This window comes from Serratia sp. H402Y (assembly GCF_051172415.1).
GTDB lineage: Bacteria > Pseudomonadota > Gammaproteobacteria > Enterobacterales > Enterobacteriaceae > Serratia > Serratia ureilytica.
Window position 1 is genome coordinate 198,120 of sequence record NZ_JBPIYZ010000002.1, and the last position, 24,603, is coordinate 222,722.

A 24,603-nucleotide genomic window follows, 5' to 3' on the forward strand; every position below is an offset into this window, starting at 1 on the left:
CCATAATGCTCCTTTTAAGCTTCTGCGTTGGCCGGCTTCAGCGCCAGATTGGCGCACACCGGATTGCTTTGAATATGCACGCGCTGCAAATGACGCGCGGAACGGGCGGTAAAGCCCTCGCGGCCGTGCAGCAGCGAGAAGTTGTCCGCGACCACCACGTCACCCTGTTGCCACTGGTGGGCATAATAGTGACGCGGATCGTACAGGTGCTGCTGCAGAGTACGGTGGAACTGTTCCTGCTGCTGCGCCGGCACGCCGTGATATTCCAGCGCGTGCTGGTTGAGGAATTTTTTTCCCTCCGTCGGCGGTTCATTGTAGCGCATGATCAATCCTCTGCCGTTCGGGTGCTGCACCACCAGCGGCGAACAGACTTCGCCGCCGTAATGCACCACCTGCTTGATGCGGTAGGTGATAGACACCGACAGCCACTGCTCCAGCAACGCTTCGTCCGCATTGGCCAGCAAGCGCGTGGTGTCGACGAAGGTGGTACATCCGCCTTCGTCCGGCGACGGCGCCGCCACGCAGTGGAATAACTGGAACTCGGGTATGGTCGGCTTATACATGCCATCCCAATGCAGCGGGACGTAGCTGCTGTCGAAGATATGATCCTTGGCGTCCGGATGTTCCTTCACGTCCAGCACCGCACCGAACGGCCACATCATGATCTCGCCCCACTGTTCGGCATAGCGAGTCAGGACTTCCGGCTCGCTGAAACCGGAGTCGAATCCGCGCAGCACCAGCAAGTGGTGCTCCTGCGCCAGCGCTCGCAGCGCCGCCACCGGCAGCTCGCTGACCTTTTGCCCCGGATGCTGCGGCGTCAGGATCGCGCCGAACGGGGTGTTCGGTTGAATGTGGCAATTAAGCGGTTGGTTGTTCATGGTGATTCTCCTTGCATCGAATGTGCTGCTCACACGGCAACGTGCCGTCAAAAAGGCGCCCGTCAGGATTTCGGGCGCAAAAGCATGCAGCGGCCTCAGGCCATCTGCGGTTGTTCGATCAGGTAATGGCTCGGCGTGCCGCGGATCTCAACCAACTCGCCGTCCAGGCTCTGCGCGTCTTTACGCTTCATCAGCACGAACTGGCCGTTCACGTTGGCCGCCACGCCATGCCACGGCGTCAGCCAGTCGTCTTTGGTCGGCATCATGTGGATGCCTATCTTCAGGCTGTCGGCCGGCTGCGGGTGAATCGACAGGCGGATCGCCGCCGGGAAATGCTGGGCCAACAGGTTGCCCCAGGCCCAGCTGCGCTGGATAACGCCGCAGGCGCGCCGTTTGGCGTCTTTTTGCAGCGCGGCGTTGGAACCGCTGTAGCCCGGCAGGAGGCTGTCTTCATACAAGAAGCGCGTGATGGCGCGATACAGCATTAATCCCTGCTCGTCCTGCATCAGCTGACGCTTGATCGCCTCTTCCGATTCGGCATAACCGTCCACCAACAGCCGACGCAGCAGATCGTAGTCATCGGTATGCTCCGCCAGGCCTTTGACATCGCCAAGGTTGAACACGCTCAGGTGGGTTGCGCCCACTTCATGCAGCAGGCTTTCAATCTCACGTTGATAATGGTTGATCGCTTCGTCGCTGACGCGGATCAGATCGCCGAACACGTGGCCGTCGGAACAGATAACGATATGCGCGCCCGGCGGGTAATAGAGTTGAATGCGCTGGCACAGCGAGTTGAGGAAGATCAGCGACAACCGCTCCGCCATGTCCGGCACCGCGCCTATCACTTTATTGGCGTTGGGTGACTTGGTCGGAAAAGCCGGCAGCACGAATTCGATGCGCTGATCGTTTTCAATGAATGCCCGAATGCGCGGCAATTGCACCTGAGTGACCTGCCGCTCTTCTTCAGCCAGAGAAGCATCGTCGGCGATGAGGCGACGTCGATATTGCAATAATTCACGTAGGATTTTTAATGCTATCTCTTCTTTTTTCTGTGCGCTATCCACAATGAGCTCCTGTTGCGATGTGGCGCGGGTGTATTATTGGCAAGCGCAATAAGATTTATCAAAAAGAGATAAAGCGCATGCAAAATAATAATCAGCCCGGCGTTTATATGCTTCAGGCAATATAGGAAAGATGGTGCTATATTATTAGCCCGTATAACTCACAATCTAGGTTAAGTTGTGCTTAACAAACTATGAGCAATATTTTAAAACGCATGGCCATTTTCTCAAAAGTGGTCGATTGTGGCGCATTCAGCATGGCGGCAAAAGAATTGGGCATGACGACATCGGCCGTCAGCCAGCATATTCGCCAGCTGGAGGAACATCTGGGTATTCAATTACTGTTGCGATCGACGCGCTCATTGAGCCTGACCGAAGCCGGATTGTGCTTTTATGAAGATTGTCTGCTGATGATCCACGCCGCCGAGCGCGGGCAACAGCGGATCGCCGCGCTGCGCGGCGAGCTGGTCGGTGAACTGCGCGTCGCCACCTCGACCGAATTCGCCACCCATTATCTGGTGCCGGCGCTGCAGAGCTTCCTCGACGAACACCCGCGCATCACGCTGCGGTTGGAAATCCACGATGAGAGAATAGACCTCATCGCGCAACGCATCGATCTGGCGATACGCGGCGGCGCGCTGGCTGACTCCAGCTACGTCTCCACGCGGCTGGCGCGCTGCCGCGAAGTGCTGTGCGCCTCCCCGGCCTACCTGGCGAACTACGGGGTGCCGGATTCGCCGCAGGCGCTGACGCAACATCACTGGGTCACCTTTACGCCGCTCGGCAATCCGCAGTTTGTTCGCCTGATCCATCGCGACGGCGGCGAGCACCGCATGCGCATGACCGGGCGACTGTTCACCAACAGCGGCATGGCGATGAAGGAGCTGGCGCTGACCGGCAAAGGCATCATTCGCAATTTCTTCGCCAACGTCGAGCGAGAGTTGCGCAGCGGCGAGCTGATTGAAATATTGCCCGACTGGCGATTACCGGAAATTAATTGCTATGCCATTATGCCGCGACGGGAGATCCAGCCATTAAAAGTCCGGCGATTGCTGGAGCATATGAAGCTCTATTTAAAGGAGAAAGGATTAAACGACCTAGAACAGATTCGACAAGAATAAAATAAGAAACATCTGCAAGACCACTATTGTAATTATTGTAATCACGTTGACGACACCAGGCCCTATTTAGATTGCAGCCTAATGATATTCTATTTAATGACTTCATTCAGCCTATATAATTAATAGCGCCACCGCTATTTCAAATACTCAGAATAAATTTGGCTTTAGTTAGCAGAAAATTTGAATATGCTCAGCATTTTATTTTTAATGCCGTTGGCATTCCAAAAAAAACGGGAAGCCTAAGCTCCCCGTTGTCATTCGCTCACGCACCTCAGTCAATCTGACGGACGTCCACGCGCAGCTCTTTCGGCACTTCGAACACGATGTTCTCTTCACGCCCGCTGATTTCATGCACGTCGACGCCGCCCAGCGCTTTCAGGCGAGAGATCACCTCCTGCACCAGCACGTCCGGCGCCGAAGCGCCGGCGGTGACGCCGATGTTGCGCGCTTCGCTCAGCCAACTTTCCTGAATATCCGCCGCCGAATCGATCAAATAAGCCGGTTTGCCCACGCGCTGCGCCAGTTCGGCCAGACGGTTAGAGTTGGAAGAGTTCTTCGACCCCACCACCAGCACCACGTCCGCATCGCCGGCCAGGTTACGCACCGCTTCCTGACGGTTGGTGGTGGCGTAGCAAATGTCATCCTTGCGCGGACCGATAATGCTCGGGAAGCGCTGACGCAGCGCATCGATCACGTCCGAGGTATCATCAACCGACAGCGTGGTCTGCGTCATGAAGCACAGGTTGTTTTCGTCTTTCACCTGCAGCTTCCACACGTCTTCCGGCGATTCGACCAGGTACATGCCGCCCTGCGGGTTGCTGTACTGGCCCATGGTGCCTTCCACCTCCGGGTGCCCGGCATGGCCGATCAGAATCGCTTCGGTGCCGCGGCGGCTGGCGCGCGCCACTTCCATATGCACCTTGGTCACCAGCGGACAGGTGGCGTCGAACAGCATGGTCAGATCGCGCGCCTTGGCTTCGGCGCGCACGGCTTGAGACACGCCGTGCGCCGAGAAGATCAGGATAGAGCCGTCCGGCACTTCGGCGATCTCTTCGATAAACACGGCGCCACGCTCACGCAGGCTGTCGACCACGTAGCGGTTGTGCACCACTTCATGCCGTACGTAGATCGGCGCGCCATACAGCTCCAGCGCGCGTTCCACGATGCTGATCGCACGATCAACCCCGGCGCAGAAGCCGCGCGGGTTAGCCAGCAATATTTGCATGCGTCTCCTCCTGCTGCGGATCGATCTCCAGCACTTCGATGTCGAAGGTCACCGGATGGCCCGCCAGCGGATGGTTGAAATCGACGGTGATCGAATCTTCCGCCACCGCGCGCACCACGCCCGGCATTTCGCTGCCGTCAATCGCGGTAAACAGCATGATGGTGCCCACGTCCGGCACGCCGGTTTCCGCGAAGTCGCGGCGCGAGAAGAACTGGACCAGATCCGGGTTCTCCGCGCCGAACGCCGCTTCCGGCTGCAGGGTAAAGGCGCGCTTGTCGCCCGCGCGCAGGCCGAGCAGCTGCTCTTCCAGCGGCGCCGACAGGCTGCCGTCACCCAGGCGGAACAGCGCCGGTTTGCCGCTGCTGCGGGTGGATTCGGCGGTCGAACCGTCTTCCAGTTTCAGCGTAAAGTGAACCAGCACCGCGCTGTCACTGATAACCTGAGCCGTCATATTACTCACCTTTGCTCTTTACGCCTTTGTTCGCCGGCGACAGGAAACCTTCCAGCACGATCATCGCCGCGCCCACGCAGATAAAGCTGTCCGCCAGATTGAAGGTCGGGTAGTGCCAGTCACCGACGTAAAAGTCGATGAAATCGACCACGAAACCGTGCCACAGGCGATCGAACAGGTTGCCCAACGCCCCGCCGATGATAAAGGCGTAGGCGATGTTGTTCAGCTTCTGCTGCGCCGCGCTGCGGTACATCATCACCAGCAGCACCGCGACAATGGCGATGGCGATGCCGGCGAAGAACCAGCGCTGCCAACCGCCGTGATCGGCCAGGAAGCTGAACGCGGCGCCGTAGTTGCGCGCGTAAAACAGGTTGAACGACGGGATCAACGGCTGGGACTGGCCCAGCGTAAAGTTAGCGAGGATCCACTGTTTGCTGCCGAAATCCAGCGCCAGCACCGCCACTACAACCCACAGCCAACGCAGGCCGGTCGAACAAATTGGTTTACTCATCAGGCGCAAGTTCTCAGGCAAAGTTACGCTTCTCGCCGTCACCGGCGACGTTGCTTACACAGCGGCCGCAGATGTCTGCATGCTCCGCCACCAGGCCGATATCGGTGGTGTAATGCCAGCAGCGCGGGCACTTCTCACCTGGCGCCGTGCTGAAGGCGATCTTCAGCCCTTTCAGCAACTCGGAGGCCTGCGCGTCGGCCGGCGCCTCCGCCAATGGCGCAACGCTTGCCGCAGAGGTCAGCAGCACAAAGCGCAGCTCATCCTGCAGGCTGTTCAGACGCGCCGCCAACTCGCTGTCGGCATACAGCGTCACCGCCGCTTCCAGCGAACCGCCGAGGCGTTTGTCCGCACGCGCCTGCTCCAGCACCTTGTTCACTTCGCCGCGCACTTTCAGCAGCTCAGCCCAGAAAGCGTCGTTCATCGGCTCGCCTTCCGCCAGCCCGAACAGGCCGTCGTACCACTCTTCGGTGAACACGTACTGCGCGCGTTTGCCCGGCATGAAGCCCCAGATCTCGTCTGCGGTGAACGACATGATCGGCGCCATCCAGCGCACCAGCGCTTCGACGATGTGATACAGCGCGGTCTGGCAGCTGCGGCGGGCGACGCTGTCGCTCTTGGCGGTGTACTGACGATCCTTGATGATATCCAGGTAGAAGGAGCCCATCTCGACCGAACAGAACTGCATCAGGCGCTGCACCACTTCGTGGAAATCGTAGTTGGCGTAAGCCTGCTCGATATCCTGCTGCGCCGCCAGCGCGCGGCCGACCGCCCAGCGATCCAGCACCACCATGTCTTCCGGCGCCACGCAATCGGTGCTTGGCTCGAACCCGTTCAGGTTGGCCAGCAGGAAGCGCGCGGTGTTGCGGATGCGGCGGTAAGAGTCGGCGGAACGCTTGAGGATCTCGTCGGACACCGCGATCTCGCCGGTGTAATCGGTCGACGCCACCCACAGACGCAGAATGTCGCCGCCCAGCTTGTTCATCACGTCCTGCGGGCTGACGGTGTTGCCGATCGACTTGGACATCTTGCGGCCCTGGCCGTCGACGGTGAAGCCGTGGGTCAGCACTTCCTTGTACGGCGCCTTGCCCTTCATCGCGGTGGAAATCATCAGCGATGACATGAACCAGCCGCGGTGTTGGTCGGAGCCTTCCAGATACATGTCGGCGCCGTGGCCGTTGAATTCAGGACGCACGTCGACAACGGAGGCGTGGGTAGAACCGGAATCGAACCACACGTCCAGCGTATCCGGCACTTTCACGTAGTCGGCGGCTTCCGCGCCGAGGATGTCGGCCGCGTCCAGATCCCACCAGGCCTGAATGCCGTCTTGCTCGACGCGCTTGGCCACTTCTTCCATCAGCTCAACGGTGCGCGGGTGCAGCTGCTCGGTCTCTTTGTGCACGAACAGCGACATCGGCACGCCCCAGGTGCGCTGACGCGAGATGCACCAGTCCGGGCGGTTGGCCACCATCATTTCGATGCGCGCCTGACCCCAATCCGGGATCCACTGCACGCCCTTGATCTCTTCCAGCGACTGCTGACGCAGGCCTTTCTGATCCATGCTGATGAACCATTGCGGCGTGGCGCGGAAGATGATTGGCGTCTTGTGGCGCCAGCAGCACGGATAGCTGTGCAGGAACTTCTCGACGTGCAGCAGCGCGCCTTTCTCGCGCAGCAGATCGACGATCAGATCGTTGGCCTTGAAGACGAACTTGCCGTCCAGCAGCGGGTAGGTGCCGGTCAGGTAGCAGCCGTTCGGCCCTACCGGGTTGGCCACTTCCAGGCCGTATTTCTGGCCGATCACGAAGTCGTCCGGGCCGTGACCCGGCGCTGTGTGCACCGCACCGGTACCGGCGTCCAAGGTCACATGCTCGCCGAGGATTGCCGGCACGTCGAAGTCCATGAACGGGTGTTTGAAGCGCAGCAGCTCCAGATCGGCGCCTTTGCAGCTGCCCAGCACCGTCCACTCGGTGATGCCGGCGCGTTTCATCACGCTTTCCACCAGTTCGGCCGCCAGGATCAGGCACTGGCCGTCAACCTGCACCAGTTGATAGGTGAAGTCCGGGTGCAGCGAGATCGCGCGGTTGGCCGGCAAGGTCCACGGCGTGGTGGTCCAGATAACCAGCGAGATGGCGCCGTTGAAGTGGCTCACGCCGAACTTGGCCGCCACGGCAGCCGCGTCGGCCGCATGGAAGGACACGTCGATCGACGGCGAAGTCTTGTCGTAATACTCCACTTCCGCTTCCGCCAGCGACGAGCCGCAGTCGGTGCACCAGTGAACCGGCTTGGCACCTTTCAGCAGGTGGCCGTTGCTGATGATCTTGCCCAGCGCGCGGATGATGTTGGCTTCGGTTTTGAAGTCCATGGTCAGGTATGGACGATCCCAGTCGCCCAGCACACCCAGGCGGATGAAGTCCTTCTTCTGGCCTTCAACCTGCTCGGCCGCGTATTCGCGGCACTTCTGGCGGAACTCGGCCGCCGTCAGCTTCTCGCCCGGTTTGCCGTACAGCTGCTCAACCTTCAGTTCGATAGGCAGGCCGTGGCAATCCCAACCCGGCACATAAGGCGAGTCGAAGCCGGCCATCCCTTTCGACTTGATGATAATGTCTTTGAGAATCTTGTTAACCGAGTGACCAATGTGAATGCTGCCGTTCGCATACGGAGGGCCGTCATGCAAAATGAAGGTTTTTTTGCCCTTTTTGGCAGTACGAATAATCCCGTACAGATCCTGTTCATACCAACGTTGCAGCATGCCAGGCTCGCGCTTGGCGAGATCACCGCGCATCGGGAACCCTGTTTCCGGCAAGTTCAGGGTATTCTTGTAGTCACTCATGAGATTCTCGTTTCCGTTTTCGGCTATTTACCCGTCACACTTCAAGCTGCATCTTTGTCGGCCGCCCTTTCTCACCCGAATCACTTGCCTGTGCAAGCTCATCGGGGTTCGCGCGGTTGCCGCCGCGATGCGGCTCGAATTGTTTAGGGTAAACGATTAAACCAGTGTTTTTAACCCGAAGAACTTCCGGGCCGTCACCACATCATTGGCGATCTGCTGCTTCAGGGCATCGAGCGAAGCAAACCGCTGTTCATTGCGCAATTTTGCGCGGAGCACCACCTCAATATGGCGCCCGTAAAGATCCATTGTGACATCCAGCAGATGCACTTCCAGCTGCTGGCGCACGCCGGCGACGGTCGGGCGCGTGCCGATGTTGGCCACGCCCGGCAGCGGCTGCGGCCCCAGGCCGTACACCTCCACCGCATACACCCCTTTCACCGGCGCCACCAGGCGCTTGAGCGGCAGGTTGGCGGTCGGGAAGCCGATGGTGCGGCCCAGCTCATCGCCGTGCACCACGCGCCCGGAGATGCTGTACGGGTGGCCCAACAGGGTCTCCGCCAGCGGCAGATCGTCCTCGCTCAGCGCAGTGCGGATCGCCGTACTGCTGATGCGCCGGTCGCCTTCGCGGAAGGTCGGGGTGCTGACCACGTCGAAGCCGTACTCTTTTCCGGCCTGCTGCAATAGCGGAAAATCGCCCTGACGCCCGGCGCCAAAGCGAAAATCATCCCCCACCATCAGGAATTTGACGCCGAGCTTCTCCACCAGCAGCTCGGCGACGAACGCCTGCGCGGTGTTGGCGGCAAAACGCGGATCGAACTTGACGCACAGCAGGTAATCAACGCCCGCCTGCGCCAGATAGTTGGCCTTGTCGCGCAGGCGCGTCAAACGGGCCGGCGCCTTGTCTGCGGCGAACATCTCCAGCGGCTGCGGCTCAAAGATCATGACCATCACCGGCAGCCCGAGGCGTTGCCCTTGTTGCTTCAACTGCTCCAGCAGCGCCTGATGACCGCGGTGTACGCCGTCAAAGTTGCCGATGGTGAGCACGCAACCATGGTGGCGCGCCCGGATATTGTGAATGCCGCGAATTAGCTCCATAGCTGGCTCAAAACAGTGGAAATCGGCGGATTATACCTTGTACAGCCGGTAAGGTTAACCCGCGATTGGTGCCTTTATGTAATAGACATACCATACCGGAGATAATCTGCGCGTGAAACGGCTTCACCGCAGTTTATCCCGCGCCGCCGGGCCGATTCTCGACCGCGGCCAACGGCTTGCGCCCGCCGCGGCAAATCATTGGCGAATTTTCTCGCGAAACACTGTATTCCCAAGAGCGAAGCTGGTAAAATCCTGCGCCATCACAACGTAGCGAGTGCCGCCTGTACAAACGGCGCTTATTTGCACAAATCCATTGACAAACGAAGGCTAAAAGGGCATATTCCTCGGCCTTTGAATTGTCCTCAATAGAATATATTTGGGAGTTGGACCTTGGCTAATATCAAATCAGCTAAGAAACGCGCCGTACAGTCTGAGAAACGCCGCAAGCATAACGCAAGCCGTCGCTCAATGGTGCGTACCTTCATCAAGAAGGTAGACGCAGCTATCGCAGCTGGCGACAAAGAAGCAGCACAAAATGCATTCCTGGTAATGCAGCCACTGGTGGACCGTCAGGCAGCTAAAGGCCTGATCCACAAAAACAAAGCAGCGCGTCATAAGTCAAACCTGACTGCACGCATCAACGCAATGCAATAAGCATTTCGTTATCTGCTTGATAAAAAAACCGGCTCAGGCCGGTTTTTTTACGTCCTGCGTTCAGTGAACCGCTAGCAGGAAAACAGCGCCGAGAAGTCTTTGTTGCATACGCGCTGCACCGCCGGATGCTGGATCATGCGCTCGGCAAAGATGATGTAATACTCCTCCTGCACGCTGTCGATGCGCCCAATCTCCACCACGTTGTCATCGTTGTAGGTATCCTGCGCATACAGCGTCGGCGCCACGAAAATCGCGTTGTGGTACATGCCGAAGGCCTTCATCAGCGCCGCATCGTCGAACTCGCCCAGGATCTCCACCTGAATGCCCTGCGTATTGAACCAGTTAAGCAGCTTGCGCCCCAGCATCGAGCGGCGGCCGGGGATCAGCAACTTACGCTGCTCCAGGCAGGCCGGGAACGGCAACTCCGGCGCCGGCTGGCGGCAGAAGAAGCTGATGCCGCACTCGCCCAGCTTCAGCGAGAACAGCCCTTCCTGCTGGCTGGAGTCCACCGGGCAATCCGACAGGATCATATCCAGCTTGTGCTGGCTGAGCTGCTCCAGCAGCATCTCGTGCGTCGATTCAAAACAACGCAGGTGGATCTGCTCGTTGTCCACCACCACCGCCGTTTCCAATACCTGGCTGACCAGCCGCTTCGACAGCGCATCCGCCACGCCGACGTCGAACAGCAGGTTCGACTCTTTGCGGTAGTTGACAATATCCAGCATTTCCTGGCTGAGCATGAACATCTTGTCGGCATAGCGGAACACCAACTGCCCCAGCTCCGAAGGCACCAACCCGCGCCCCTGGCGTTTGAACAGCTTGCCGTCCAACCGCTCTTCCAGCGCCTTGATCTGGCCGGTGATGGTCTGCGGCGTCAGAAACAACGCTTCAGCGGCGCCGACCACGGAACCGGCCTTGCAGACCTGCCAGAAATAGTAAAGGTGATTAAAGTTGATATGCGACATCCTCACGAGCGGCTCTCCTTAACAACGTTTCGCAGCGGCAAACGGTGTGCCGTGACGAGCGACAAACTTCCTTTCCCTGCTTCAGACAACGTATAGCCCCATTAGTCCCAACGAAGAACGGCCGAAGCTGCACATATTTTATACCGCACAGCTCCGACCAGCCATTTTATTGTGCGCCCCTGCCGGGCACTGACAGGATTAACGCACGCGCGGCAACGCCAGACGCAGTAATCCGTACCCCGCCACCGCCGCGGCGGTGGAGCCCAACAGGATCCCCAGACGGGAATAAGTGCTGAGCGCCGCATCGGCCTCGCCGAACGCCAGCGAGGCGATGAAAATCGACATGGTAAAACCAATACCACAGAGCACCGAAACGGCAAACACCTGTTTGAAGCCGATCCCCTCAGGCAAGCGGGCGATGCCCATTTTCACCGCCAGCAGGCTGAAGAGGAAAATCCCCAGCGGCTTGCCGATAAACAGACCGGCCGCAATCCCGACCGGCAGCAGCGAGGTCAATCCCTCCAGCGATACGCCCTGCAGAGAGACCCCGGCGTTGGCGAAAGCGAACAGCGGCAGGATCATGAACGCCACCCACGGGTGCAGCTCATGCTCCAACGTCTCCGACGGCGATGGCCCCTTCTTCACGTTAAGCGGGATCATAAAGCCGACGATCACCCCGGCCAGCGTCGCGTGCACCCCGGACTTGAGGATCGCCACCCACAACACCAGGCCGACCATCATGTACAACGAAGTTTTGCCCACGCCGCGCCAGTTCATCACCGCCAGCAGCACCGTCGCCGCGGCCGCCACCCCCAGCGCGATCATCGACACTTCGTGGGTGTAGAACAGCGCGATGATGATGATCACGCCCAGGTCGTCGATGATCGCCAGCGCCAACAGGAACACTTTCAGGCTGGTCGGCACGCGATTGCCCAGCAACGCCATGACGCCCAGCGCGAAGGCGATATCGGTCGCGGCCGGGATCGCCCAACCCTGGCGAGTGACTTCATCTGCGCCGTTGAACAACAGGTAAATCAGCGCCGGCGCCAGCATGCCGCCCAGTGCGGCGATCGCCGGAAACACCGCCTTGTCACGCCCGGACAGTGAGCCTTGCATCAGCTCGCGCTTGACCTCAAGCCCCACCACCAGGAAGAAGATGGCCATCAGCCCGTCGTTGATCCACAGCAGCAGCGGCTTGGCGATCTCCAGCGAAGCTACCTTCACCATCACCGGCAGGTTAAGGAATGCCTGGTAGATCCCCTGCGCCGGGCTGTTGGCCATGATCAGGGCGACGATCGCCGCCGCGATCAGGATGATGCCGCCCGCGGCTTCCTGACGTAAAAATTGACGAATGATGTTGGTCACAATACGTCTCTCCAAATCTGAGCAAGGCGAAGCGCCCTGCGAAGCACAGTCATGAAGTGAGTATAGAGGGCGTTTTAATTCGAAAAAATAAGTTTATAAATGCTAAACAGCTCGAAAAAACCGATTTAAAGCACGAATAAGTCACATTTATATAAGGGATTAGCGGTTTGGCGCGCAAATAAAAACCCCGGGACAGAAGCCCGGGGTTCGCGCATAAGCTAACAGAAACAGAAGGTTAGCGAGTCAGATCGTCAAAGAACTTTTTCACCCCGTCGAAGAAGCTCTTCGAACGCGGGCTGTTCTTGTCGCCGGACGGGCCGCCCAGGCTCTCTTCCAGCTCACGCAACAGCTGCTTCTGCTTGTCGTTCAGATTGACCGGGGTTTCCACCACCACGCGACACAGCAGGTCGCCCTGGCTGCCGCCGCGCACCGATTTCACGCCCTTGCCGCGCATGCGGAACAGCTTGCCGGTTTGGGTCTCCGAAGGCACCTTCAGTTTCACCCGGCCATCCAGCGTCGGCACTTCAATCTCGCCGCCCAACGCCGCCATGGCAAAGTTGATCGGCACTTCGCAGTACAGGTTGTTGCCTTCACGCTCGAAGATCGGGTGCGCCTTCACCTGCACCTGAACGTACAGATCGCCCGCCGGTGCGCCGTGCTCGCCGGCTTCGCCTTCACCCGCCAGGCGGATGCGATCGCCGGTATCCACGCCGGACGGAATTTTCACCGACAGCGTTTTGGATTTTTCTACCCGGCCGTGGCCATGGCATTTGTTGCACGGATCTTTGATGATCTGACCGCGGCCATGGCAGTGCGGACACGCCTGCTGCACGGTGAAGAAGCCCTGACGCATCTGCACCTGGCCCTGACCATGACAGGTTGGGCAGGTGACCGGCGAACTGCCCGGCTTGGCGCCGCTGCCGTGGCAGACGTCGCACTCTTCCAGCGTCGGGATGCGGATCTCTTTGGTGACGCCACGTACCGCTTCCTCGAGGGTCAGCTCCATGTTATAGCGCAGATCGGAACCGCGGCTGGCGCGCTGACGGCGGCCTCCGCCGAAGATGTCGCCAAACACGTCGCCAAAGATATCGCTGAAGTCGGCGCCGCCGCCAAAGCCGCCGCCGCCCATGCCGCCCTGTTCAAAGGCCGCGTGCCCGTACTGATCGTAAGCCGCGCGTTTCTGGTCGTCGGTCAGGACTTCGTAAGCTTCTTTAACTTCTTTAAACTTGGTTTCGGCGTCTTGTTCCTGGTTGCGGTCAGGATGGTATTTCATCGCCAGGCGTTTGTACGCCTTTTTGATCTCACGTTCATCCGCCGTCTTGCTGACGCCGAGAATCTCGTAATAGTCTTTCTTCGCCATTCTTTCGCTTACCCTTAACATGCGTGCACGGGCGCAGAGTTGCCTCGACGCCCGTGCTGGTTTCCGGGAGCGGCATCTCCGCCGCCCCGTGCCCGCTTAAGGGCGATTATTTTTTGTCTTTAACTTCTTCGAACTCGGCATCAACCACGTCGTCTTCTTTCTGCGCCGCGTTGTCCGCGCCGGCGTCAGCACCCTGCTGAGCCTGCTGCGCCTGAGCCATTTCCAGCAGCTTGCCGGAAACCTGCACCAACGCCTGGGTCTTCGCTTCGATCTCGGCTTTATCTTCGCCTTTCACCGCCGCTTCCAGATCTTTCAGCGCCGCTTCGATCGCCGTTTTGTCTTCCGCCGGCAGTTTGTCGCCCGCTTCTTCCAGTTGTTTGCGCGTGCCGTGGATCAGGTGATCCGCCTGGTTGCGAGTCTGTACCAGCTCTTCGAACTTGCGGTCAGCTTCAGCGTTCAGCTCGGCGTCGCGCACCATTTTCTGGATTTCATCCTCGTTCAGGCCAGAAGACGCCTTGATGGTGATCTTCTGCTCACGACCGGTGTTCTTGTCTTTGGCAGACACGTGCAGAATGCCGTCGGCATCGATGTCGAAGGTGACTTCGATCTGCGCCATGCCGCGCGGTGCCGCCTGGATGCCGTCCAGGTTGAACTGGCCCAGAGATTTGTTATCGCTGGCGCGCTTACGCTCACCCTGCAGCACGTGGATGGTGACCGCAGACTGGTTGTCTTCCGCAGTAGAGAACACCTGGCTGTGCTTGGTCGGGATCGTGGTGTTTTTGGTGATCAGCGGCGTCATCACGCTGCCCATGGTTTCGATACCCAGCGACAGCGGGGTAACGTCCAGCAGCAGAACGTCTTTCACATCACCGGCCAACACGCCGCCCTGTACCGCAGCGCCCACGGCAACCGCTTCGTCCGGGTTCACGTCTTTACGCGGCTCTTTGCCGAAGAAGTCTGCGACTTTCTTCTGCACCATTGGCATACGGGTCTGGCCACCCACCAGGATCACGTCCTGGATGTCGGAAACCGACAGGCCTGCGTCTTTCAGCGCCACTTTCAGCGGCTCGATGGAGCGCGCCACCAAATCTTCAACCAGCGACTCGAGTTTGGCGCGAGTCACTTTGATGTTCATGTGTTTTGGACCGGTCGCGTCTGCCGTGATGTACGGCAGGTTAACGTCGGTCTGCTGAGCGGAAGACAGTTCAATCTTCGCTTTCTCGGCGGCTTCTTTCAGACGCTGCATCGCCAGCGGATCGTTGCGCAGATCGATGCCCTGATCTTTCTTGAACTCTTCCACCAGGTAGTTGATCAGACGGCTGTCGAAGTCTTCGCCGCCCAGGTGGGTGTCACCGTTGGTCGCCAGCACTTCGAAGGTTTTTTCGCCGTCAACGTCGTCGATTTCGATGATGGAGATATCGAAAGTACCGCCGCCCAGGTCATAAACCGCGATGGTGCGGTTGCCGACTTCTTTGTCCAGTCCGTAGGCCAGCGCCGCCGCGGTCGGTTCGTTGATGATGCGCTTGACTTCCAGACCCGCGATGCGGCCGGCGTCTTTAGTCGCCTGACGCTGGGCGTCGTTGAAGTAAGCCGGTACGGTGATAACCGCTTCAGTTACCGGTTCGCCCAGGTAATCTTCCGCCGTTTTCTTCATTTTCTTCAGCACTTCCGCAGAGATCTGCGGCGGAGCCATTTTCTGGCCTTTCACTTCCAGCCAGGCATCGCCGTTGTCGGCTTCGATGATTTTGTAAGGCATGATCGCTTTGTCGCGCTGCGCTTCTTCATCCTGGAAGCGGCGGCCGATCAGGCGCTTGATGGCGAACAGGGTGTTTTCAGGGTTGGTCACTGCCTGACGCTTAGCCGGCTGGCCAACCAGAGTTTCACCGTCCTGGGTATATGCGATAATAGAAGGAGTGGTGCGGTCGCCCTCGGCGTTTTCCAGCACGCGTGCCTTGGCACCATCCATAATTGCTACGCAAGAGTTGGTAGTACCCAGGTCGATACCAATAATTTTGCCCATCTAAACGTCTCCACTAAAAAATTCATAAGTCAGTCAGGTTGCTAACCTATATGCGGGCGATTTTTTGCTTTTCAACTGCCCGATATCTCAGTGCGACCCGCGGTTAGCAGCTGCGGTTGCAAATAAGATGGGGCCATCCAGCTCGGCATCAAGGGGCAAAGCAAAAAAAATTTCTTTTTTTATCGTCATTCAGATCATTGTTTCCGGCTGCGGGGATCATTATGATGCGCGCGCTCTGATGGAAAACTTCGATTTTTTGGCCATTCAGACCATTTATGATTTTACTTCGCTGTTTCCGTTAATTTTCTGTTATCGCAGAGGACTTATGCACACCAACAAGTTGGCGAATCCCGGCCCTCTCGGCCTGATGGGCTTCGGGATGACCACCGTCTTGCTGAACCTGCACAACGCGGGCTTTTTCCCACTGAACTCAGCCATCATCAGCATGGGGATTTTCTTCGGTGGCCTGGCCCAGATCCTGGCCGGTCTGCTGGAGTACAAGAAGGGCAACACCTTTGGTATGACCGCATTCACCGCCTACGGCAGCTTCTGGCTGAGCCTGGTCGGCCTGCTGCTGCTGCCGCGTTTGGGCCTGGCGGAAGCCACCGAGGCGCACGTGTTGGGCATCTACCTGGCGCTGTGGGGCGTCTTCACCCTGTTCATGTTCTTCGGCACCCTGGGCGCCAACCGCGTGCTGCAGTTCGTGTTCGCCAGCCTGACGCTGCTGTTCGCCCTGCTGGCCGTCGGCAACATCACCGGCAACCACGCGCTGCTGACCTTCGCCGGTTATGAGGGCATCATCTGCGGCGCCAGCGCCATCTACCTGGCGATGGCCGAAGTGCTCAACGAGCAATACGGCCGCACCGTGCTGCCGATTGGCGAACCGGCCTCGGCCCGCGTCGCGGCATCGCCGGTCACGGCGTAATCGCCCGCCCCTGACGAAAAAGCCCTGCAATGCAGGGCTTTTTTTAGCTGTAGGAACCGGCTCGCCGCTCGCCGGCTTCGCTGTTCAGGTCGCGATGCAGGTAGACACCGAGCAGCAGCCCGATAAGCGACAGCGCCAGCACATAGTAAGCGGGCGCTAACGGGGTTAATTTCATGATCAGCGTCACAAAAATAGGGGTTAAACCGCCAAAAATAGCGTACGAGACGTTATATGAGAACGAGATGCCGGTAAACCGCACTTCCGCCGGGAAAGCCCGCACCATCACGTACGGCACGGCTCCCACCACGCCTACGCTGAAACCCACCAGCGCATAGCAGGCGAACAGCATTTCCGGGCGGACGCCCACCGTCTGATAGAACAACCAGCTGCAGCCGGCCAGCAGCAAACTGCCGACCACCAGCGTTTTGCTGGCGCCGAAGCGATCGGCCGACAAACCGGCGACGATGCAGCCGGCGATCAGCATGATGGTGGCGATGCTGTTGGCCTGCAGCGTCAGGGCCGGCGCAATGCCGAACTGTTTTTGCAGATAGGTCGGGGTCATCAGGATCACCACCACGATACCGGCGGAGAGCAGCCAGGTCAGCAGCATCGACACCGCCACTTCCCGTTTGTGGTTGAGCACCACCGATTTCAGCGGCAGCTCCTCGGCCAGTGCTTTGCGCGCCTGCATCTCGATGAAGATCGGCGTTTCCTGCAGCCAGCGGCGCAGGTACATCGCCACCAGGCCGAACATGCCGCCCAGCAGGAATGGAATGCGCCAGCCGCCGCCGGCAATGCTCTGCGGGCTAAGCGTGGTGTTGATCACCGTCGCCACCACCGATCCCAGCAGGATGCCCACCGTCAGCCCGGCGGTCAGCGTGCCGCAGGCGAAACCGATGCGCCCGCGCGGCACGTGTTCGGCGACGAAGACCCAGGCGCCCGGCACCTCTCCGCCGATCGCCGCCCCCTGCAGCACGCGCATCAGCAGCAGCAACAGCGGCGCGGCGATGCCGATGCTGGCGTAGGTCGGCAGCAGGCCCATCGCCAGCGTCGGCAACGCCATCAGCAGAATGCTCAGGGTAAACATCTTTTTGCGGCCGACCAGATCGCCGAAGTGCGCCATCACGATGCCGCCCAGCGGGCGGGCCAGATAGCCGGCGGCGAAAATGCCGAAGGTTTGCACCAGCCGCAGCCATTCCGGCATGTCCGCCGGGAAGAACAGATCGCCGACCACGGCGGCGAAGAATACGAAGATGATGAAGTCGTAAAACTCCAACGCGCCGCCCAACGCGGCCAACGTCAGCGTTTTGTAGTCTTGCCGGTTCAGCCGGCGATTAGTGTCGTGAGGCATAGGGCACCGTCGGTAAAGGCTGTAAAAATAAAAGCCGCAGGCTTTCTGTAAAAGAATCCTTACTATAGCGGCAAATTATTTTCACACCAAACGGGCTGAAGCCGATCTCGCAGATTGCTGAATTTTAGAGGTTTATCTCGCGACGCGCGCTCTTTGGCCGAAATGCTGCTACCACTGCGGCATGCGTTTCGACATAAGGCCCGTCGAGCAACTGAATGCAATAAGGCACGCTGGCGAAGATGCCGTGCACCACCGCATTGCCCTGCTCGTCCTTCACCCCTTCCAGCGTTTCCTTGATCGACTTTGGCTGGCCGGGCAGATTGATGATCAGCGCCTGCTTGCGGATCGCCCCCACCTGGCGAGAAAGAATTGCCGTTGGCACATAGTGTAGGCTGATCTGACGCATTTGCTCGCCGAAGCCGGGCATCACGCGATCGGCGATCGCCAGCGTGGCGTCAGGGGTGACGTCGCGACGCGCCGGCCCGGTGCCGCCGGTGGTCAGCACCAGATGGCAGCCCATTTCGTCCACCAGCTCACACAGCGTTTGTTCAATTTGCGTCTGCTCATCGGGGATCAGCCGGGTTTCCAGCTTGAACGGCGTCGCCAGCGCGCCGGCCAGCCACTCCTCCAGCGCCGGAATGCCTTTATCCTGGTAAACGCCGCCGGAAGCGCGGTCAGAAACGGAAACCAAACCAATACGTAAAATATCCATGCGTAACCTCTACAGCCTGATGGGGTCCGAACGGGTTCGTCTCCCGTTCTGTTGTCATTGCCGAGAGTATAAGGGCTTCCCCCGCCGGCGGGAGCGTCGGGCATAAAAAAAGGTGGCCTGAGCCACCTTTTTACTGCGCGATCTGCGGGAATTACAGCAGGTCGGCGATCATTTTTTCCAGTTTGCCCTGGTCTACGGCAAACTTGCGGATGCCGTCGGTCAGTTTCTCGACCGCCATCGGATCCTGGTTGTGCTGCCAGTAGAACTCAGGTTCTGTCAGTGCGGCAGGACGCGCCTTGACTTCACCGGTATAAGACAGTTTGCGCTCCAGCGCGCCTTCGCTCTCCGCCAGCTCTTTCAGCAGCGCAGGGGCGATGGTCAGGCGGTCGCAGCCGGCCAGCTCGATGATTTCGCCGACGTTGCGGAAGCTGGCGCCCATCACCACGGTGTTGTAACCGTGTTGTTTGTAGTACTGGTAAATCTCGGTCACAGAGATCACGCCCGGATCTTCGTGCGGCGCGAACTCTTTCTTGTCGCCGTTGGCTTTGTACCAATCGAGGATACGGCCGACGAACGGCGAAATCAGGTAAACGCCGGCTTCGGCGCAGGCGCGAGCCTGAGCGAAGGAGAACAGCAGCGTCAGGTTACAGTTGATGCCTTCTTTCTCCAGCTGCTCCGCCGCGCGGATGCCCTGCCAGGTCGAGGCCAGTTTGATCAGAATGCGATCGTTGCTGATGCCGGCTTCGTTGTACAGCTTGATCAGGCGCTTGGCCTTGGCCACGCTGGCGACGGTGTCGTAAGACAGACGCGCGTCAACCTCGGTGGAGATGCGGCCCGGAACCAGTTTGAGGATCTCCAGACCGATGTTGACCGCCAGCTTGTCGGCGGCGTCGGCGATCTGCTGCTCGCGATCGCTGCTCTGGCCGCGCGCCCAGGCGATGGCTTCGTCAATCAGTTTGCGGTATTCAGGAATTTGGGCTGCATTGAGGATCAGCGAAGGGTTGGTTGTGGCGTCCTGCGGTTGATACAGCTTCATTGCCGCGATATCACCCGTATCTGCAACCACTGTAGTCAGCTGGCGCAGGGAAGTTAATTTGTCGGTCATGTTGGCATTATCTCATCGTTTGTGCATGAACTTTTGGCATTGTTCAACCATGCCCTGCCCTGATAATAACATGCGCCAAGCCCGGCGCAAGGCTGGAAAACCGCGGCGCGCAAGCATCTGTTTTATCCTTGGGCGAGCAACCGTTTACGCCGATATCTTTCGCCATTACCGAGCGGATGGAAAGGCAATAACGTGCTATTGCCCGAATAAATTATGTTAAATTCGAAAAAATTGATGCAATTCGTCCGCTAATCTGCGAAAAATCTTAATCGCCTGACGCCGGACCGATTCCAGCTAAGCTCTTGTAAAAAATAGGCCAATATTTCTCACCTGCGGTGGATGCTGCCAGGTGCGCATGACATTTCGATAAGGAGGAGGGATCCCTTGACGGACCTGATGAATTTTATAAACAACATTTTGTGGGGGTCGGTGCTGATTTATCTGCTGCTCGGCACCGGCATTTACTTCACGCTGCGCACCCGTTTTATCCAGCTCCGCCACTTCAGCCACATGTTCTCGGTGTTGAAAAACAGCAATAAAAGCGACAGCGCCGGCATCTCCTCTTTCCAGGCGCTGTGCACCACGCTGGCGGCGCGCGTCGGCACCGGCAACCTGACCGGCGTCGCCATCGCCCTGACCGCCGGCGGCCCCGGCGCCATCTTCTGGATGTGGGTGGTGGCGTTTATCGGCATGGCCACGTCATTTGTGGAGAGCTCGCTGGCTCAGCTCTACAAAACCAAAGACGACAACGGCAACTACCGCGGCGGCCCGGCCTATTACATGGAAAAGGGACTCGGCATGCGCTGGATGGGCGTGCTGTTCTCCATTTTCCTGATCATCGCTTTCGGCCTGGTGTTCAACGCCGTACAGGCCAACTCCATCGCGCAGGCCTCCGCCGTCGCCTTCCATTTACAGCCGCTGCACGTCGGTATTGGCCTGGTGCTGCTGAGCGGCGTGGTGATCTTCGGCGGCATCCGCTCCATCGCCAAAGTGGCCGAGCTGGTGGTGCCGCTGATGGCCGGCGCCTACCTGCTGCTGGCTCTCTGGGTGATTGGCCATAACATCGAGCACATGCCGGCGATCCTGACGCTGATCTTCAAAAGCGCCTTCGGACTGCAGGAAGCCGCGGCCGGCGCCGTCGGTTACGGTATCTCCCAGGCGATGACCCAGGGCGTGCAGCGCGGCCTGTTCTCCAATGAAGCCGGCATGGGATCGGCGCCCAACGCGGCGGCGTCCGCCTCGCCTTATCCGCCGCATCCCGCTTCACAGGGCTACGTGCAGATGCTCGGGGTATTTATCGACACCATCGTCATCTGCAGCGCCACCGCGGCGATCATCCTCTCTTCCGGCATTCTCGATCAGCCGACCGACAGCATCAGCGGCATCGATCTGACCCAGCGCGCGCTGTCGACCGCCGTCGGCAGTTGGGGGACTCCGTTCGTCGCCATCGCCATCTTCTTCTTCGCCTTTACGTCGATCATCGCCAACTACGCCTATGCCGAGAGCAATCTGGTGTTCCTCGAGCACAACCACCCGGGCGGCCTGTTGATTTTCCGCTGCGTGGCGCTGGGCATGGTGATGTTCGGCGCGCTGGCGGAGCTGCCGCTGGTGTGGAAAATGGCGGATACCTCCATGGCGCTGATGGCGATCACCAACCTGACGGCTATCTTGCTGCTGTCGCGGGTCGCGCTGAAGCTGGCCGACGACTACCATCGCCAGCGCCGCCTGGGCAAGCTGCCGACCTTCGACGCCAACCGTTACCCGGAGCTGAAATCGCAGCTGGAGCCGGGCGTGTGGGACGACAAGCAGCCGCCGCGCTGAGTATTCCGGGGCGCGTGCGATGCGCGCCCCGCCTATTGGACCGATAGCCCCTTTTTCCCGCGCTTTTTGCTACAGTATGCGCACTTGGATAAACAGGATCTGGCCATGCTCGTTATTATTTCACCTGCAAAAACGCTCGATTACGACAGCCCGCTGGCGACAAAACGCTTCACGCAGCCCGAACTGCTGAACAAGTCTAAGCAGCTTATCAACATTTGCCGCGAGCTGACGCCGGCGCAAATCGCCAGCCTGATGAGCATCAGCGACAAGCTGGCCGGGCTGAACGCCGCGCGCTTTAGCGAATGGCAACCGACATTTACCCCGGACAACGCCCGTCAGGCGCTGCTGGCGTTCAAGGGCGACGTATATACCGGCCTGCAGGCGCAGGACTTCAACGAAGCCGATTTCGACTTCGCCCAGCAGCATCTGCGCATGCTGTCCGGCCTGTATGGCGTACTGCGCCCGCTCGATCTGATGATGCCGTACCGGCTGGAGATGGGCATCAAGCTGGAAAACCCGAAGGGCAAAGATCTGTACAGCTTCTGGGGCGATCAGATCACCAAAAAGCTCAACGAAGCGCTGGAGCAACAGGGCGACGACGTGGTGGTCAACCTGGCGTCAGACGAGTATTTCAAAGCGGTGAAGCCGGCCAAGCTGCACGGCTCGCTGATCAAACCGGTGTTCCTCGACGAGAAGAACGGCAAGTTCAAGGTCATCAGCTTCTACGCCAAGAAAGCGCGCGGGTTGATGAGCCGCTTTATCATCAAAAACCGCCTGACGCGCAGCGAGCAGCTGGCGGACTTCAACCTGGAAGGCTACGCCTTCGACGAAGCCGCCTCGCAAGGCAATGAACTGGTGTTCAAACGCCCGGAGCAGGCATAAAAAAAAGCCGTCGCAAGACGGCTTTTCGCATTTTACCCTGCCGAACTTCAGGCCGGCAGCCCCATCAGGAACTTGCGCAGCTCGCCGAAGTTGGCCGGCAGCGTGTGCGACAGCAGCGGCAGCTCAGCCCGCAGCGCCAGCGCTTTCGGCAACGGCAGTTCCTGGCCGAGTATCGCTTCCACACTCTCTTTAAACTTGGCCGGATGCGCGGTGCCGAGGAACAGGCCGAACTCCCCTTCCTGCAATTGGTCACGCAGCGCACGGTAGGCGATGGCCGCGTGCGGTTCGGAGATATAGCCCAGCTCGGCCAGCTCACGCATCGTGTCTTTGGTGGTCTCGTCGCTGACCGCCGCGTGACCCAGCTCCTTCAACTGCCAGACCTTGCGACGGAACAGCTCTTCCACGCGCGGCCAGTTGTTCGGCTGGCTGACGTCCATGGCGTTGGACAGCGTCGCGACCGTAGCGTGCGGCTGCCACTGGCCGCTGGTCAGGAAGCGCGGCACGGTGTCGTTGGCGTTGGTGGCGGCGATGAAGCGCTTCACCGGCAGGCCCAGCGATTTGGCCAGCAGCCCGGCGGTCAGATCGCCGAAGTTGCCGCTCGGCACCGAAATCACCAGTTGATTGCGCGCTTCCTGCGGCAGCTGCGCCACCGCTTCGAAGTAGTAGCAAATCTGCGCCAGTAAACGGCTGATGTTAATCGAGTTGGCCGAGTTCAGGTGCAGCGCGTCTTTCAATTCCTGATCGTCGAACGCCTGCTTCACCAGCGCCTGACAAGCATCGAAGTCGCCGTCGATCGCCACGGTGTGAATGTTGCCGCCCAGGGTGCAGAACAGCTTTTCCTGCAGCGGGCTGATTTTGCCCTGCGGATACAGGATCACCACCCGCACGTTTTTCAGGCCGTAGAAGGCGTGCGCCACGGCGGCGCCGGTGTCGCCGGAGGTGGCGGTCAGAATGGTCACCGGCTGCTCGCCGGCCACTTCCGCCAGCATCTGCGCCATAAAGCGGCCGCCGAAGTCTTTGAACGCCAGCGTCGGGCCGTGGAACAGCTCCAGGCAGGAGACGTCATCGGTCACTTTCGCCACCGGCGCCGGGAACTCAAAGGCGGCCTGCACGCGTTTCTTCAGCGCCGCTTCCGGCACCTCTTCGCCGATAAAGGCCGACAGAATGCGGCTGCTGCGGGTGACAAAATCCTGTTCCAGCAGGTGGTCGATTTCGGTCAGTTCGAACTCCGGCAGCTCCAGCGGGAAGAACAGCCCCTGTTGCTTGCCCAGGCCTTGTTTGATCGCCTGCGCGAAGCTGACCTGCTCGTTGTGATCCTTAAGGTTGTACAGTTTCATGCGTTATCCCAGTAGTCGAGCGCCTGCGGTATCCAGACGGCAAATATGAACAAAACCTTCGTCGTTTTGCAGATAGTGTTGTTGCAGCCAGGCGGCCATGCGTTGCGCGGTGGCGCCGTCGTTGCAGACGGCGAACAGCGTCGGGCCAGAGCCGGAGATGCCGCAGGCCAACGCGCCGATCTCCTGCGCCGCCTTGCGCGCTTCGGCGAAGCCCGGCAGCAGCCGGGTGCGGTACGGTTCGGCGATCACGTCCTGCATCAATTTGGCGGCCAGCTGCGGCTGCCGGGTATGGCAGGCGTGAATAAAGCCGGCCAGATAGCGGCCATGGCTGATGCAATCCTGACGACGGTATTGCGCGGGTAAAATGGCGCGCGCTTCGGCGGTGGACACTTTGATGCCCGGATAGGCCATAACCCACAGCCAATCGTCAAAGCACGGCACCTCCTGGCTGATAATGCCTTCTTCTTCCAGCATCAGCTGCAGGCCGCCCAGATAGCAAGGCGCCACGTTGTCGTAATGCACGCTGCCGGAAATGCGCCCTTCCAGCTCGCCCATCAGGCCGAGCAGCGTCGTCTTATCCAACGGGCGATCGCAGAATTCGTTCATCGCCATCAGCCCGGCGACCACCGAACAGGCGCTGGAACCCAGCCCCGATCCGATCGGCATGTTCTTTTCCAAACGCATCGCCACCGGCACTTCGCGGCCGATCTCCTGGCAGAAGCGCTCCCAGCATTGATAAACGATGTTCTCTTTCGGCTCGGCCGGCAGCTTGCTGACGAAGCGCCCGGCATTCTGCAAACTGAACGTCTCGGCGGCTTCGACGCTGACACAGTCGCCCAGCAGCGTGCCGTCGATCGGCGAAACCGCCGCGCCCAGCACGTCGAAACCGACGCTGACGTTGCCGATCGAGGCCGGTGCATACACCTTAACCATA

General features: G+C 59.4%; 21 protein-coding genes. 5 read left to right on the forward strand and 16 right to left on the reverse strand.

Annotation, left to right across the window (positions count from 1 at the left end):
• Nucleotides 1-14 precede the first annotated feature (14 nt).
• Complete coding sequence (locus ACSBQS_RS14885; protein WP_033651693.1) at nucleotides 15-878, reverse strand: TauD/TfdA dioxygenase family protein; 864 nt, start codon at nucleotides 876-878, stop codon at nucleotides 15-17.
• A gap of 95 nt (nucleotides 879-973) precedes the next feature.
• On the reverse strand, nucleotides 974-1,942 hold the full coding sequence (gene pvcA, locus ACSBQS_RS14890; protein ID WP_004932937.1) for an L-tyrosine isonitrile synthase: 969 nt from the start codon (nucleotides 1,940-1,942) through the stop codon (nucleotides 974-976).
• 212 nt (nucleotides 1,943-2,154) lie between these two features.
• Between pvcA and ACSBQS_RS14895 the strand changes: the two genes are divergently transcribed.
• Entirely contained in the window at nucleotides 2,155-3,060 is a 906-nt protein-coding gene (locus ACSBQS_RS14895; RefSeq protein ID WP_223525040.1) for a LysR family transcriptional regulator, read from the forward strand.
• A 271-nt stretch (nucleotides 3,061-3,331) separates the two neighbouring features.
• On the opposite strand, the gene ispH is transcribed toward ACSBQS_RS14895, so the two are convergent.
• The 5 genes from ispH to ribF form a co-directional block, all read right to left on the reverse strand.
• On the reverse strand, nucleotides 3,332-4,285 hold the full coding sequence (gene ispH, locus ACSBQS_RS14900) for a 4-hydroxy-3-methylbut-2-enyl diphosphate reductase (RefSeq protein WP_033641819.1): 954 nt from the start codon (nucleotides 4,283-4,285) through the stop codon (nucleotides 3,332-3,334).
• Nucleotides 4,266-4,736, reverse strand: coding sequence for an FKBP-type peptidyl-prolyl cis-trans isomerase (gene fkpB, locus ACSBQS_RS14905; protein WP_016929135.1), 471 nt, complete (start codon nucleotides 4,734-4,736; stop codon nucleotides 4,266-4,268). Before fkpB ends, ispH begins: the two co-directional genes overlap by 20 nt.
• Nucleotide 4,737: 1 nt before the next feature.
• Nucleotides 4,738-5,247, reverse strand: a complete 510-nt coding sequence (gene lspA / locus ACSBQS_RS14910) for a signal peptidase II (protein WP_172755866.1) — start codon at nucleotides 5,245-5,247, stop codon at nucleotides 4,738-4,740.
• 13 nt (nucleotides 5,248-5,260) lie between these two features.
• A complete protein-coding gene (gene ileS / locus ACSBQS_RS14915) occupies nucleotides 5,261-8,077 on the reverse strand; it encodes an isoleucine--tRNA ligase (protein WP_033641818.1) in 2,817 nt (938 codons plus the stop codon).
• 156 nt (nucleotides 8,078-8,233) lie between these two features.
• Nucleotides 8,234-9,172 (reverse strand): bifunctional riboflavin kinase/FAD synthetase, encoded by a 939-nt coding sequence (gene ribF / locus ACSBQS_RS14920; RefSeq protein ID WP_033641817.1) that lies wholly within the window; start codon nucleotides 9,170-9,172, stop codon nucleotides 8,234-8,236.
• Nucleotides 9,173-9,562: 390 nt separating this feature from the next.
• Between ribF and rpsT the strand changes: the two genes are divergently transcribed.
• Nucleotides 9,563-9,826, forward strand: coding sequence for a 30S ribosomal protein S20 (gene rpsT / locus ACSBQS_RS14925; protein WP_004932960.1), 264 nt, complete (start codon nucleotides 9,563-9,565; stop codon nucleotides 9,824-9,826).
• Nucleotides 9,827-9,897: 71 nt separating this feature from the next.
• On the opposite strand, the gene nhaR is transcribed toward rpsT, so the two are convergent.
• From nhaR to dnaK, 4 genes are all read right to left on the reverse strand, one after another.
• Entirely contained in the window at nucleotides 9,898-10,797 is a 900-nt protein-coding gene (gene nhaR / locus ACSBQS_RS14930) for a transcriptional activator NhaR (RefSeq protein ID WP_004932962.1), read from the reverse strand.
• Between the two features lie 192 nt (nucleotides 10,798-10,989).
• On the reverse strand, nucleotides 10,990-12,156 hold the full coding sequence (gene nhaA, locus ACSBQS_RS14935) for a Na+/H+ antiporter NhaA (protein ID WP_033651695.1): 1,167 nt from the start codon (nucleotides 12,154-12,156) through the stop codon (nucleotides 10,990-10,992).
• A 235-nt stretch (nucleotides 12,157-12,391) separates the two neighbouring features.
• On the reverse strand, nucleotides 12,392-13,516 hold the full coding sequence (dnaJ, locus tag ACSBQS_RS14940; RefSeq protein ID WP_434991013.1) for a molecular chaperone DnaJ: 1,125 nt from the start codon (nucleotides 13,514-13,516) through the stop codon (nucleotides 12,392-12,394).
• A gap of 106 nt (nucleotides 13,517-13,622) precedes the next feature.
• The gene (gene dnaK, locus ACSBQS_RS14945; protein ID WP_033641815.1) at nucleotides 13,623-15,536 is read right to left on the reverse strand and encodes a molecular chaperone DnaK; all 1,914 of its coding nucleotides are present in this window, start codon (nucleotides 15,534-15,536) and stop codon (nucleotides 13,623-13,625) included.
• Nucleotides 15,537-15,861: 325 nt separating this feature from the next.
• Between dnaK and satP the strand changes: the two genes are divergently transcribed.
• Entirely contained in the window at nucleotides 15,862-16,461 is a 600-nt protein-coding gene (satP, locus tag ACSBQS_RS14950) for an acetate uptake transporter (protein ID WP_033644189.1), read from the forward strand.
• 43 nt (nucleotides 16,462-16,504) lie between these two features.
• Here satP and ACSBQS_RS14955 read toward each other — a convergent pair whose 3' ends face one another.
• The 3 genes from ACSBQS_RS14955 to tal all read right to left on the reverse strand — a co-directional run bounded on the left by ACSBQS_RS14955 (nucleotide 16,505) and on the right by tal (nucleotide 19,629).
• Nucleotides 16,505-17,812, reverse strand: coding sequence for an MFS transporter (locus tag ACSBQS_RS14955; RefSeq protein WP_197666596.1), 1,308 nt, complete (start codon nucleotides 17,810-17,812; stop codon nucleotides 16,505-16,507).
• A 124-nt stretch (nucleotides 17,813-17,936) separates the two neighbouring features.
• Nucleotides 17,937-18,524, reverse strand: coding sequence for a molybdopterin adenylyltransferase (gene mog / locus ACSBQS_RS14960; protein WP_015376607.1), 588 nt, complete (start codon nucleotides 18,522-18,524; stop codon nucleotides 17,937-17,939).
• Nucleotides 18,525-18,675: 151 nt separating this feature from the next.
• Nucleotides 18,676-19,629, reverse strand: coding sequence for a transaldolase (tal, locus tag ACSBQS_RS14965; protein WP_004932982.1), 954 nt, complete (start codon nucleotides 19,627-19,629; stop codon nucleotides 18,676-18,678).
• Between the two features lie 384 nt (nucleotides 19,630-20,013).
• On the opposite strand from tal, the gene ACSBQS_RS14970 reads away from it, so the two are divergent.
• A complete protein-coding gene (locus tag ACSBQS_RS14970) occupies nucleotides 20,014-21,450 on the forward strand; it encodes an alanine/glycine:cation symporter family protein (protein WP_004932985.1) in 1,437 nt (478 codons plus the stop codon).
• Nucleotides 21,451-21,555: 105 nt separating this feature from the next.
• Nucleotides 21,556-22,332: a peroxide stress protein YaaA gene (yaaA, locus tag ACSBQS_RS14975; protein ID WP_033641813.1), complete on the forward strand. Its 777-nt coding sequence runs from the start codon at nucleotides 21,556-21,558 to the stop codon at nucleotides 22,330-22,332.
• Nucleotides 22,333-22,379: 47 nt separating this feature from the next.
• On the opposite strand, the gene thrC is transcribed toward yaaA, so the two are convergent.
• Entirely contained in the window at nucleotides 22,380-23,669 is a 1,290-nt protein-coding gene (gene thrC, locus ACSBQS_RS14980; protein ID WP_033641812.1) for a threonine synthase, read from the reverse strand.
• Between the two features lie 3 nt (nucleotides 23,670-23,672).
• Complete coding sequence (gene thrB, locus ACSBQS_RS14985) at nucleotides 23,673-24,602, reverse strand: homoserine kinase (RefSeq protein ID WP_004932993.1); 930 nt, start codon at nucleotides 24,600-24,602, stop codon at nucleotides 23,673-23,675.
• Between the last annotated feature and the right edge of the window lies 1 nt (nucleotide 24,603).

Coding starts and splice junctions, on each gene's coding strand:
- ACSBQS_RS14885 (WP_033651693.1), bottom strand. CDS start 878: ATGAACAACCAACCGCTTAATTGCCACATTCAACCGAACACCCCGTTC.
- ACSBQS_RS14895 (WP_223525040.1), top strand. CDS start 2,155: ATGGCCATTTTCTCAAAAGTGGTCGATTGTGGCGCATTCAGCATGGCG.
- ispH (WP_033641819.1), bottom strand. CDS start 4,285: ATGCAAATATTGCTGGCTAACCCGCGCGGCTTCTGCGCCGGGGTTGAT.
- fkpB (WP_016929135.1), bottom strand. CDS start 4,736: ATGACGGCTCAGGTTATCAGTGACAGCGCGGTGCTGGTTCACTTTACG.
- lspA (WP_172755866.1), bottom strand. CDS start 5,247: ATGAGTAAACCAATTTGTTCGACCGGCCTGCGTTGGCTGTGGGTTGTA.
- ileS (WP_033641818.1), bottom strand. CDS start 8,077: ATGAGTGACTACAAGAATACCCTGAACTTGCCGGAAACAGGGTTCCCG.
- ribF (WP_033641817.1), bottom strand. CDS start 9,172: ATGGAGCTAATTCGCGGCATTCACAATATCCGGGCGCGCCACCATGGT.
- dnaJ (WP_434991013.1), bottom strand. CDS start 13,516: ATGGCGAAGAAAGACTATTACGAGATTCTCGGCGTCAGCAAGACGGCG.
- dnaK (WP_033641815.1), bottom strand. CDS start 15,536: ATGGGCAAAATTATTGGTATCGACCTGGGTACTACCAACTCTTGCGTA.
- satP (WP_033644189.1), top strand. CDS start 15,862: ATGCACACCAACAAGTTGGCGAATCCCGGCCCTCTCGGCCTGATGGGC.
- ACSBQS_RS14955 (WP_197666596.1), bottom strand. CDS start 17,812: ATGCCTCACGACACTAATCGCCGGCTGAACCGGCAAGACTACAAAACG.
- mog (WP_015376607.1), bottom strand. CDS start 18,524: ATGGATATTTTACGTATTGGTTTGGTTTCCGTTTCTGACCGCGCTTCC.
- tal (WP_004932982.1), bottom strand. CDS start 19,629: ATGACCGACAAATTAACTTCCCTGCGCCAGCTGACTACAGTGGTTGCA.
- yaaA (WP_033641813.1), top strand. CDS start 21,556: ATGCTCGTTATTATTTCACCTGCAAAAACGCTCGATTACGACAGCCCG.
- thrC (WP_033641812.1), bottom strand. CDS start 23,669: ATGAAACTGTACAACCTTAAGGATCACAACGAGCAGGTCAGCTTCGCG.
- thrB (WP_004932993.1), bottom strand. CDS start 24,602: ATGGTTAAGGTGTATGCACCGGCCTCGATCGGCAACGTCAGCGTCGGT.